The sequence below is a fragment of the Bacillus sp. 41-22 genome (assembly GCF_025809295.1).
Lineage (GTDB): Bacteria > Bacillota > Bacilli > Bacillales > Bacillaceae_G > Bacillus_A > Bacillus_A mycoides.
Genome location: NZ_CP084035.1, coordinates 365679 through 377941 on the forward strand (window position 1 = coordinate 365679; position 12263 = coordinate 377941).

Genomic DNA, 12263 nt, shown 5'->3' on the forward strand with positions numbered 1-12263 from the left:
TATGTAAAACAAGGGTAAGAAAAGAATACAGGAGAAAATTGAAAATGGCAGGTTGGTCTTGATTTTCACTGATATTATCATGTTTATTTTATTATGCCTATAACTTGGAGGCTATGTGAATGTTAAGTGATCAGACGAGATATTCTAGGCTCGCGAATATAACAAAAATAATAAATACAAAATTAGAACTACGTGAAGTATTGCAGCGTGTAACAATGGCGATATCAGAGGAGATTGTTAGGTGCAACGCTGTTGGAATTTATTTACCCCAGGAAGATGGAACATTTAGAGGGTTTGCAGGAAAACCAGAGACCATAAATGGCGTAACGCTCGATACTCAGGTAATTGATCCTGAAATAGACTTACTGGCAAAAGAAGTTATTGAAACCAAAAAAACCATCTCTATCCCTGATACCTCAAAGGATCATCGGCCGGATCCGAGACCAGTTGATGCGTTCAAAATTAAGTCCTTATTAGCCCTGCCTATCTCATTTGGGCAAGAGTTATTTGGTCTGGTTTTTTTATTTGATTATGGAGCTCCAATGAACTTAACAGATTCAGAAATTCAAAGTGTTGAAGCTTATGTAAATATGGCTGCGGTCGCAATTCAAAACGCAAATAATTTAAGACAAAAGGAAAACCTTATTGCCGAGAAGCAGCTGTTACTAGATGTTACCCGTGAGTTATCAATGTGTTCCTCGATACAGGAGAGTTTTGATAAATGTTTTTTTTACTTAGGACAGATTTTAGAGAGTAAAAACATGGCTGCCCACCTTTTAGACCCGATAGACAAAACAACGATTAAAACAACGAAGTTAAGCAAGGACTGTGATTGGACAGAAGCGGATTGGATGGAGAAAAGCTATGAAGCCAAGATCCAAGAGGTTATTCAAACAAAAAATATAGATAGTAAGGGTCTACTGATGATTCCATTGGTTTCAATGGGAGAAGTATTAGGGGTAATCGTCGTGGGCAAAGAGGGAAAAGCTCACAATTACGATAATTCCCAAATTCAACTGGCAAAATCTATCGTTGATGCCACAGCTCCTACGTTTTCAAACTTGTTATATATGGATCAACTTGAAAGCATGGTGGAAGAGCGAACGAGGGAACTAGCTGCTGCTAATGAAAAAGTTACAAGTGTGATTGAAATTATTACGGATGGATTCTTTACTTTGAATAATAAATGGGAATTCACGTACGTAAATAAGCATCAATATTTTCCACAAAGAAAAACAGCAAAAGATGTATTAGGTAAGAATATATGGGAGGTCTTCCCGAGTAGCGTCGACGCAGTTATGTATAAGGAATTTCATCGTGCAATGTCAGAGCGAATTACAGTTCATTTCGAATTTTTTTCTATCTCTGATGAATATTGGCACGAAGTTATTGCATACCCGTATGATGATGGTATTTGTTGTATTTTTAAAAACATAACGGAAAAAAAGCAATATGAGCAGGAATTGAAAAGGTTATCCAACATAGATTTAATAGGACAAATGGCAGCAGGTATCAGCCATGAGATCAGAAATCCAATGACAACAGTACGAGGGTTTTTGCAGTTATTAAAAGAAGAGCACACCTATGAGAAACATAATAAGTACTTTAAATTAATGATTGAAGAACTTGACCGTGCCAATTCTATTATTACTGAATTTCTCTCAATGGGTAATACAAAGAAATCGGATTTGCAGATGTTAGATTTAAATTCAATTATCCACGATATTATTCCTTTAATAAAGATTGATACGTATAATCAAAATAAATATATTCAAGTCGATACAAATGACATTCCAGAATTACTTTTAAATCGTAATGAGATACGGCAATTATTAATAAACCTATACCGTAATGGCTTAGAAGCGATGAGCACAGGGAAAATTCTAACCATTAGCACCTACAAGGAATGTCAAAATTGTGTGGTGCTTGCAGTGCGGGATCAAGGAAAAGGTATCAGGCCTGAAGTATTAGAGAAACTGGGTACTCCATTTTACACGACCAAAGATAATGGAACTGGATTGGGATTAGGCGTATGTTATGCTATTGCTACCCGGCATAATGCGAAAATAGAAATTCAAACAGGCTCGGAAGGCACTACCTTTTTTGTTAAATTTAATTATGAAAATAATGAACAATAACCTCATTTAGATTAGTTACGGTGAACCGTACCACAAATAAAAATGGAAAACCTAAGTAAACACAATCAATATATTTCACCTGAATTTTGCGTAACATTCATGTTTGAGTTGCCCACTAAATTAGAGTTGCATAAAAATGGACTAACCTATATCAGGTTAGTCCATTTTTAAGTGTGTTAATTAATAGTAAATCCCCATCCGTAATTTTGCGCGATTATCCCATCCTTTTTTGCTGTTTTAAAATCATCCCCAAAAGCATTAATCCACCTAAGACTACAAAACCTACCTCTAAAATGTTAAAGTAATAACTTAACGATATTAATTTATACATGCTAAAAGCATTACTATAATCAACATTTCAGGAGGAAATACAATGGCAATGAGCAACAACGATATATTAAAAAGAGTAAGATACGCTTTAGATATAAGAGATATAGATATGGTAGAAATCTTTGAACTTGGCGGGATGGAAGTAACGAAAGAGGACGTACTTGATATGCTTACAAAAGTAAAGAGAAGTCCACAACATGAAGCTGAAAATGATGATGTAATCGAAGATGAGTACGTATTAACATGCGACATGATGATGCTAGAGGCATTTTTAAATGGATTTATTACTTTAAAAAGAGGGAAGCAAGATCCGAAACCAGGGCAACCGGCACCTGTACAGAGCAAGGAGAGTGCCAATAACCTTCTTTTAAAGAAAATGAAAATAGCACTATCTTTAACGAGTGAAGATGTGCTTGATATATTAGACAGCGTAGGAGTTATCGTAACAAAAGGAGAATTAGGCGCTTTATTAAGAAAGAAAGGCCATAAGCATTACAAAGAGTGCGGCGATAGATACGCAAGGAATTTCATTAAGGGATTGGCTGTAAAGTATAGAGGATAATAAGTTTGTTAAAGCAGTAAATGATATAATAGATAGAGTAGGGCGTTTGTGTCCTATTCTTTTTTATTTGTAAAATAATACACTAGGTGATGAAATGGTACATACATATTTAGGTGAGACAATTAATTTTCATATAACTTATAAGAAGAAAAAGTCGGTGCGTCTTTTTGTAGATTCGTACGGAAATGTGGAAGTGCAAGCTCCAAAGGGAACACCTGTTGAATACTTAGTCCAGCTGCTAGAGGAGAAATGGGATTGGATTCAGAAAACACGTAAGGAAATGCAGGAGCGAGCGCTTGGTCCACAGGAAAAGGATTATGATCAAGGCGAGGGCTTTCTGTATTTAGGGAATACGTATCCGATACAGATTTCTCAAGATGCAAGTATTACGCAAGACAATGCAGTTTTTGAAGGGGATAAGCTACACATTTATGTGAATGAGCTTAAGGATGAGAAAATCCAGCAGGCTTTAAAACGATTTTACTATAAGCAGTGCAAAGCATTAGTAGAGAAGAGTATTAAAGCGCATCAAAGTAATTTTAAAACAAAACCACGTTCTATTCGTATTACAGATAGTAGTCGTACGTGGGGAACTTGTGATTCAAATCTACAGTTAACGTTTAATTGGAAGCTAGCAATGGCACCTCAAAGGGTAATTGATTATGTAGTTGTTCATGAAATGTGTCATATGGTTCATTTAAATCATGATCGCTCTTTTTGGCGTCTTGTCGGGAAGATAATGCCTGATTATAAGGAAATGGAAAACTGGTTAGCGTTATCTAGTTGGAAGATGACGGTTTAGTTATTACTTTAGATTGTGGAATGAAATAAAGTAGAACCCTAATGAATTAGGGTTCTCTTTGTACATAGATTATCGTCCAAACTTCACAGTGAAAGTATCGTCTATTCTCTCCATCGCATACCCACGATACCCCTCTGAAAGTAACGCTTGCTTTTCACTAACATCACTCATCGGAACACTTTTAACATTCGTCCAATCTCTTTCTGTGTCCTTACGCAATTCCTTCACAAAAACATACCGCATACTACCGCCATACTTCTCCTTCAGTGCAGCAATTTCCATCCCTTGCGCAAATTTATCTTTTAAACTCGGAATGTTAAAAGGTGCAACGGTGCAACAAACATAGTCGTACTGGCTGTCTTCTTTTTGTAATTCATCCATGATGACTGTGGCTAATATTTTTTGCATGCCATTTCCTCGACAGTTTGGATGAACGTTTGAGATTTCTTGATAGATGACGCGGTGTAGCTGACTTTCTGGTAGACCAATATCAAGCCCTAAATGTTCATCGTCGATAGGAGGGACTAGTAGGGCACGAAATGCGATGAGCTCGTTTTGTATAAACGCCCCGATCATCATGCCGTTTCCTTCTAGAATGTATTGAAATTCTTCTAGCGAGAGTGGTTGTAAACGACCTTTATCTTCTAGCGCTTCAACTATAACGTTTTGTAATGATAAAATTTGTTCCATATGTTCTAAAGATAGTAATGTAACGTGAAATGAATCGTTGTTTTGTTTTAATTTTCCTTCGTAAAGAATCGTCATGCGTTAGTCCTCCTTTAGCGTACAACGTCTTGAAAGACGGTTAGTTCTTGTAATATATTTTCGTTTATTTCAATGCCAAGTCCCGGCTTTTCGTTTAAGCGAATAAATGGTACGTCGTAATGTAAGTTTCCGATGTCTTTCGTGAATTTTAATGGTCCCGTTAGCTCGACGCTAGTAATGATTTTTTTTGAGAAAGCGACATGGAATCCTGCGGAAGAGGCAACAGATGATTCGACCATGGATCCAACTTGGCATTCAATGCCTGCCATTTCAGCTTGATGAGCGAGTTTTACAGCTGGATATATGCCGCCGCATTTCATTAGTTTTATATTCACTTTATCAGCTGCGTCTAATTTAATAATTTGGCGCATTTCACGAGAGCCTTTTAGTCCTTCATCAATCATAAGCGGAAGATCTGTTTTCGAACGAATATGAGCCATTGCATCAATATCATCCGCTACAACAGGTTGTTCAATCCAGTCGATGTTTAAATGACCTAATGAACGAAGTGCTGTTAATGTGTTTGCGCTATTTTTCCATCCTTGGTTTACATCAACACGAATCGCGATATCATTTCCTACACGTTCACGTACAGCTTCAATTCGTTTTACATCTTCTTTTACATTTGTACCGACTTTCATTTTGAAAGATTGGTAACCTTTTAGAATCATAGAGGCAGCTTCTTCAGCCATGTCTTCTGGATCTGCAATACTTAAGACGTGAGTGACAGGAAAGTCTTCATGGTAGCGTCCTCCAATTAATTGATATACAGGTTGATTTAGTTTTTTACCCAGTATATCAAAACAAGCGATATCAATCGCAGCTTTCGCAGTAGGAATACCGTAAATTGTATTGTCCATCATATCGTGTATTTTTTCGATATTCATTGGATTTTTCCCAATTAGAGCAGGAGCTAGTGTATGTTTTAAAACATGGAAAGTACTTTCCCATGATTCACCTGTAACGTGATCATCAGCAACGCCTTCACCGTAACCGATAATGCCTTCATCTGTTTCCATTTTGACGATAATAGAAGGCATATCAGAATAAGAACCATAACTAATAACAAACGGATCGCGAAGTGGTAAACGAATTGCGTAAAGATGAATAGCTGTAATTTTCATTGAATAAAGACCCCTTCCTGTTTACAATGGTTTTGTACATTTGATATAGTTGACGTTAAATAGTCGTTAATTAATGATAAGGAGTTAGAGAAAATGATGATAAAAATTGCAGTTGTCGGTTCAAAAGAGTTTATGGAGAATCTTTTACCTATTGCTCATAAACTAGAAGAAATAGAGATTGATCCATATATTTACCTTCATCCGGCAGAATCTTCTGAACTATTAAAGCGTTTAAAACCTTGTGATGCTATCTTTTTCTCGGGTGCCCTACCTTATTATATGGCAAAAGAAATAAGAGAACAATTACCAATTCCAAGTGTATATTTGCAGCAAGACGAGACAACTGTCGCATCTTCACTCCTTTCTATAATATACCATCAAAGTATTCAACCTCATAAAATTTCAATTGATTTAGTAGATCGTTCGTTTATTACAAATGTGTTCCATGACATCGGTCTACAAGAAACGCCGCAAGTGATGGATTATGAAAATATGTTATGGAGTAATGATGAAATTAAGAGAATCATTGATTTTCATTTAGCTAAATATCAATCTGGAGAGGTTGATTTAGCTTTAACTAGTATTCACGCTGTCTACGACGAACTTCAAAAAATAGGCATTCCTTCAGAGCGTATGATAGATCCAACGCAATCAATTATACATGGGTTAAAAGATGCAAAAATAAAAGCTGAGTTAGCAAAAAGCCATTCAGCTACTGTTGGTGCTTGTATTATATCCTTTATAGAGTTACAAGAAAGCTCGCTTGAACAATTAAATGTAATTTCAAAAGAATTACGTGGTTCATTTAAACAAGTTGATGAAATGACTTTTATTTTGTATACAACTCGTGGTGATATTGAATTGAGTATAAAAACAAATACGATAGACCGTTTATTTATGAATATAGAAGGCGCAGTATCTATTGGATTTGGTTACGGAAAAACAGTAAATGAAGCGGAACAAAATGCAAAAATCGCTCGAGGTTTCGCAAAGAATAATCCGATAGAAAGCTGCTTTTATATACTAACAAGTGATAAAGAATTATTTGGTCCGTTCCCGAAAGAACAGAGAGTACAAAGTTTAAAAAACGATAATCCTGAATTAATGAAAATAGCGAAGGAAACGAAGCTTAGTCCTGCAAACTTGTCAAAAATTATTCAGTTTAGTCAATCGCATCCATCATTGAAATTTACAGCGGCGGATCTTTCTGAGTACTTACAAGTGACTCGGCGATCGACGGAAAGGCTGTTAAAGAAATTAGTTGATTACAGATATGCCAATATTTGCGGCGAGGAAATGCCCTATCAACAAGGGCGCCCTCGTGCAATATATGAGCTGAATTTACCGTTGTATTCGTTTCAAAAATTTTAAGCTTCTAGTTGTGCTTTTTGTTTTTTCAGTAGGTCTGCTTTTTCAATATCAGATAGCTTCGTAATTGTGAATCCAGTTATACCATAAATGATTGAGATAATAGGTACGATGAAATTCAATATAGCATAAGGAGCATATTCGAATGCACCGACTCCAAGTGTTGCGAGTATAAATACACCACATGTATTCCAAGGTACGAAAACAGAAGTTAATGTTCCACCATCTTCTAATGCTCTGGATAAATTTTTAGAATGTAGTCCTTTTTCTGTGTACGCATTTGCATACATTCTTGAAGGAACAACAATCGAAATATATTGTTCAGAGCAAGTAAGATTCGTTGCAAAGCAAGATGCGATGGTAGAAGCGATAAGTCCTTTTGATGATGTCGCTAATTTTAAAATTTGATTTACAATTGAGCGAAGAATGCCAGTATGTTCTAGTACTCCGCCGAAAGTCATAGCGACAATTGTCATAGAAACTGTATTCATCATAGAGCTTAAGCCACCACGGTTAAATAGTTCATCTACTAGCTTGTTTCCAGTGTCTATGACAAATCCACTTTGGAGTGCACCGACAGCTGATGAGACAGAGCCACCTTGAATAAAGACTTGTGATAAGAATCCTAAAATAACACCTACGAGAATAGCTGGTATAGCAGGGACTTTTTTAGCGACCAATACCATAACGACTACGGGTATAATTAATAGGAAAGGCGAAATAACAAAGTTTTGTTGCAATACTTGTAACGTTTGATCGATGCTTTTTGCATCGATATTGTTATCGCCGAAGCTTCTTCCTAAGAAAGCATAGACGATAAGAGTAATAATTAAACCTGGAATTGTGGTAAATAACATGTGACGAATATGTGTGAATAAATCTGTATTTGTTAATCCTGCGGCTAAGTTTGTCGTGTCTGAAAGCGGTGACATTTTATCGCCAAAATAAGAACCGGAAATTATAGCACCGGCAACCATTGGAGCTGGGATTCCCATACTTAGGCCAATTCCCATTCCAGCAACACCGATTGTTCCCATTGTAGACCAAGAGCTACCGATTGCTAATGCAACGATAGAACAAATAATTGTAATTGAAACTAAAAATAGTGATGGAGTTAAAAGTTTTAAGCCGTAATAAATCATAGTAGCGACGATTCCGCCGCCAATCCAAGCACCGATCGTTAAACCTACAAGAATAATGATAACGATAGCGGGTAATGCAAGGCGAATTCCTTTATACATCGATTCTTCAATGTCATTCCATTTGTAACCGTACCGCCAAGCGACGATCGAAGCAACGGTTGTACCGATAATAAGTGGGACGTGAGGGCTTTGTTCTAATACAACAATTGTAACCATCATAACTGCAACTGTAATGATAATAGGGATTATTGCTATGCCAAAAGGTATTTCTCTTTTCATAAACTGCCTCCTCATTATGTATGTTTGTATTTTTAGAATTGTCGCAAAATAGACGTTATTAAGTTATAATAACTAAAAATAGATGTAAGCGTCAATATAAAAACAGAAAATATCGAATCTTCTATTTGTATGGATATCTTTATAAGATGAGTTGAAATCGGGTATTAACGGTATTGAAAAATAAACAATTGACTTTTTTCTTAAAATTCAATATGTTCATAAAAACATCTGTTTTTCATAAGTATAATTAATCTGAATGGTTTGTAATTAGGGGAAGGAGAATGAAGCTTTGAAAACATTAGAACTACAAGAGCGTTTAACTGAAATTTTTCAGCATTTACATGAAAACCCTGAAGTAAGCTGGAAGGAATATGAAACGACAGCTTATATTACTAACTTTCTAAAAGAAGAAGGAATTTCATATAAAATATTTGATGATTGCCCTGGCGTGATTGCTGAAATCGGAAGAGGGAATCCAGTTATCGCGATTCGTGCTGATATGGATGCACTATGGCAAGAAGTAGACGGAGAATTTAAAGCGAATCACTCGTGCGGCCACGATGCTCATATGACAATTGTGATGGGCCTTATTTTACAATTGAAAAATATGAGATGGGATAGTGGTACTGTTAGATTTATTTTTCAGCCGGCAGAGGAAAAAGGAAATGGTTCCTTAAAGATGGTAGAGAAGGGCGCCGTGGATGATGCTGATTTCTTATTTGGTGTTCATTTAAGGCCGATTGAAGAACTGCCTTTGAAACAAGCAGCCCCATCTATTCGTCACGGAGCTGCAGCATTTTTAGAAGGGATGATTCATGGAGATGATGCACACGGGGCACGCCCACATCAAGGTATAAATGCAATTGATGTCATTTCGATGATCAATATTGGATTGAAAAATATATGGTTACCGCCGCAGACGTCTTATTCTGTTAAGATGACGAGATGCCAAGCTGGTGGTGATAATCTAAATATTATTCCAGGTAACGGGCACTTTAGTTTAGATGTAAGAGCAGAAAATAACATATTACTAGATGAATTGAAGCGAAAAATAGAGCAAGTAATTCAGTCAGCTGAATCAATGGGATCTAAACTTTCTTATGAGTGGATTGATCTCGCACCAGGAGCTGAAGTGTCAGAAGAAGCTGAGCGTTTCATGCGGAAAGGCATTCTTGAAGTGTACGGGGAAGAGGGATGTACTGGACCACTGTATACGACAGGAAGCGATGATTTCCATTACTATACAGTGAAGAGACCCCATTTAAAAGCTGTCATGCTTGGACTAGGGGCGAACTTACAACCTGGATTACACCATCCGTATATGAAGTTTGATCATAGCTGTATAATGGATGGAGTAGAAATATTGAAACAAACTGTATTGAAAGTATTAGAAGACAGGGGCTAGAAAGCTCCTGTTTTTTTGGTAGGAATTTGTTGTTAAGTCGATATATTCGATTTCGCGATAATATAATTTCACGTACCAATTAATTTGATAAAAATGAGCATTCAGTACGTGGTGTATAATAATAGTAATATTTCTTAATAGGAGCAAACGAATGAACGAACAATATTACGATGCTGTATTAAATATAAAAACTGTCGGCGAGCAAAAAGGATTTAATAAGTCTATGCATTATCACCGTTATGAACCGACGCCATATAGCGGATTAGATGAGTTATTGAATCAATATGAAATAACAAGTAGCGATCGAATTGTAGACTTTGGGTGCGGAAAAGGGAGATTGAATTTTTACATGCACCATAAGTGCGATGCATTAGCGGTTGGAATTGAAATGAATGAAGAGTTTTATAAAGAAGCAATGGATAATCGTGATCGTTATGCGCGAAAAGTGAGAAACAGTAAAGATAAAATTCGGTTTGAATGTTGTTTAGCGCAGGAATATGAGATTGATCCACGTGATAACCGGTTTTATTTCTTCAATCCATTTTCTGTACAAGTGTTTATGAACGTAGTGAATAACATTTTGCTTTCGGTAGAGGAAATAGAGAGGGAAGTGGATATTATTTTATACTATCCTTCTGAAGATTATATTTTCTTCTTAGAGAACCAGACTGCGTTTGAATTGAAGAGAGAGGTTAGATTGCCGGGTGCTTATGAGAAGAATGGGAATGAGAGATTTTTAGTTTATACATTAGGATTATAAAAAAAGCAGGTGCCTTGGCACCTGCTTTTTTAAAACTCACGTCTATATAATTAGTTACGGATTAAGTAATCAAATGCACCTAAAGCTGCATTCGCACCTGAACCCATAGAGATGATGATTTGTTTGTACGGATTATTTGTACAGTCACCTGCACCAAACACTCCTGGTACGTTTGTAGCGCCGTGCTTGTCTGTTACGATTTCACCGCGAACGCGTTCAACTGTTTCGCCTAACCAGTCTGTGTTTGGCACAAGACCGATTTGAACGAATACACCTTGTAATTCAACATGGTGTACTTCTTCAGTTTCACGATCGATGTAAGAAATACCGTTTACTTTATCAGTACCAGTGATTTCTTTCGTTTGAACGTTTTTCAGAACAGTTACGTTTGGTAAGCTGTTAAGACGTTCTTGTAATACAGCATCAGCTTTTAATTCTGGCATGAATTCAAGAACAGTTACGTGATTAACAATACCTGCTAAGTCGATAGCTGCTTCAATACCAGAGTTACCACCGCCGATAACTGCTACATCTTTTCCGATGAATAATGGACCGTCACAGTGTGGGCAGTATGCTACACCTTTGTTTTTGAACTCAGCTTCACCCGGTACGCCAACATTACGCCAGCGAGCACCTGTTGAAACGATTACGCTCTTACTTTTCAGAATAGCGCCGTTTTCAAGTTCCACTTCAATAAGTTCTTTTTTCTCTAAACGTTTCGCACGTTGTAGATTCATTACATCGATGTCGTATTCTTTTACGTGCTCTTCAAGGCTTGCTACTAGCTTAGGACCTTCAGTGCGTTTTACGCTGATGAAGTTCTCAATACCCATAGTATCCATTACTTGACCACCGAAGCGCTCAGCAACGATACCAGTGCGGATGCCTTTACGTGCTGCATAAATTGCTGCACTTGCACCAGCTGGGCCGCCACCAACAACAAGAACATCGTATGGATCTTTATCAGAAAGCTCTGATGCATCTGGACCGTTACCCATTTTAGCTAAAATTTCTTCAAGTGTCATACGACCGCTTCCGAAAGATTCGCCATTTAGGTAAACAGTTGGTACTGCCATGATGTCTTTACTTTCTACTTCCTCTTTAAATGCAGCGCCATCAATCATAGTATGTGTAATACCAGAGTTTAGAACGCTCATCACGTTAAGAGCTTGTACAACATCAGGACAGTTATGACAACTTAGGCTGATATAAGATTCAAAATGATATTCGCCTTGAATGTTTTTGATTTGATCGATTAATTTTTGTTCAACTTTTGGAGCACGTCCACTAACTTGTAGTAAAGCTAACACTAATGAAGTAAATTCGTGTCCTAATGGAATACCAGCGAATACGACACCAGTGTCTTCACCAGGGCGATTTACGCTAAAGCTTGGTGTTCTCTCTAGTTCAACTTTTTCTACTGTAATCTTAGATGACATAGTAGCTAATTCATCTACTAGAGATAACATATCTTTAGATACGTTATCGTCTCCTGCGCTTACTTTAAGTAAAATATCGTTCTCCATTAACTGAAGGTATTGGGATAGTTGTGTTTTTATATCTGCATCTAGTATCATTTTGATCGAAC

At 36.9% G+C, this 12263-nt stretch carries 10 protein-coding genes; 6 read left to right on the forward strand and 4 right to left on the reverse strand.

Annotated elements, in window-relative coordinates:
* Positions 1–119: 119 nt before the first annotated feature.
* From LCF45_RS01955 to LCF45_RS01965, 3 genes are all read left to right on the forward strand, one after another.
* Positions 120–2138, forward strand: coding sequence for a GAF domain-containing sensor histidine kinase (locus LCF45_RS01955; RefSeq protein WP_263894487.1), 2019 nt, complete (start codon positions 120–122; stop codon positions 2136–2138).
* 373 nt (positions 2139–2511) lie between these two features.
* Positions 2512–3030: a YehS family protein gene (locus LCF45_RS01960; protein ID WP_003187106.1), complete on the forward strand. Its 519-nt coding sequence runs from the start codon at positions 2512–2514 to the stop codon at positions 3028–3030.
* A 94-nt stretch (positions 3031–3124) separates the two neighbouring features.
* Positions 3125–3832 carry a M48 family metallopeptidase gene (locus tag LCF45_RS01965; protein WP_050000819.1) on the forward strand — a complete coding sequence of 236 codons (708 nt, stop codon included), beginning with the start codon at positions 3125–3127 and terminating at the stop codon, positions 3830–3832.
* 69 nt (positions 3833–3901) lie between these two features.
* Here the strand turns inward: LCF45_RS01965 and LCF45_RS01970 are convergent, their stop codons facing one another.
* Both LCF45_RS01970 and LCF45_RS01975 read right to left on the reverse strand, forming a co-directional pair.
* Positions 3902–4597: a hypothetical protein gene (locus LCF45_RS01970; protein WP_002124919.1), complete on the reverse strand. Its 696-nt coding sequence runs from the start codon at positions 4595–4597 to the stop codon at positions 3902–3904.
* A gap of 14 nt (positions 4598–4611) precedes the next feature.
* Entirely contained in the window at positions 4612–5721 is a 1110-nt protein-coding gene (locus tag LCF45_RS01975; protein ID WP_078203774.1) for a mandelate racemase/muconate lactonizing enzyme family protein, read from the reverse strand.
* Between the two features lie 93 nt (positions 5722–5814).
* On the opposite strand from LCF45_RS01975, the gene LCF45_RS01980 reads away from it, so the two are divergent.
* A complete protein-coding gene (locus LCF45_RS01980; protein ID WP_002124924.1) occupies positions 5815–7092 on the forward strand; it encodes a hypothetical protein in 1278 nt (425 codons plus the stop codon).
* Here the strand turns inward: LCF45_RS01980 and nhaC are convergent.
* On the reverse strand, positions 7089–8510 hold the full coding sequence (gene nhaC, locus LCF45_RS01985; RefSeq protein ID WP_002010164.1) for a Na+/H+ antiporter NhaC: 1422 nt from the start codon (positions 8508–8510) through the stop codon (positions 7089–7091). The two genes, LCF45_RS01980 and nhaC, sit on opposite strands and share 4 nt — an antisense overlap.
* 289 nt (positions 8511–8799) lie before the next feature.
* On the opposite strand from nhaC, the gene LCF45_RS01990 reads away from it, so the two are divergent.
* Positions 8800–9915, forward strand: coding sequence for a M20 peptidase aminoacylase family protein (locus LCF45_RS01990; RefSeq protein WP_002124929.1), 1116 nt, complete (start codon positions 8800–8802; stop codon positions 9913–9915).
* 151 nt (positions 9916–10066) lie between these two features.
* The gene (locus tag LCF45_RS01995) at positions 10067–10675 is read left to right on the forward strand and encodes an SAM-dependent methyltransferase (protein ID WP_002169275.1); all 609 of its coding nucleotides are present in this window, start codon (positions 10067–10069) and stop codon (positions 10673–10675) included.
* Positions 10676–10725: 50 nt separating this feature from the next.
* Here LCF45_RS01995 and ahpF read toward each other — a convergent pair whose 3' ends face one another.
* Positions 10726–12252 (reverse strand): alkyl hydroperoxide reductase subunit F, encoded by a 1527-nt coding sequence (ahpF, locus tag LCF45_RS02000; RefSeq protein WP_002186821.1) that lies wholly within the window; start codon positions 12250–12252, stop codon positions 10726–10728.
* Positions 12253–12263: the final 11 nt, after the last annotated feature.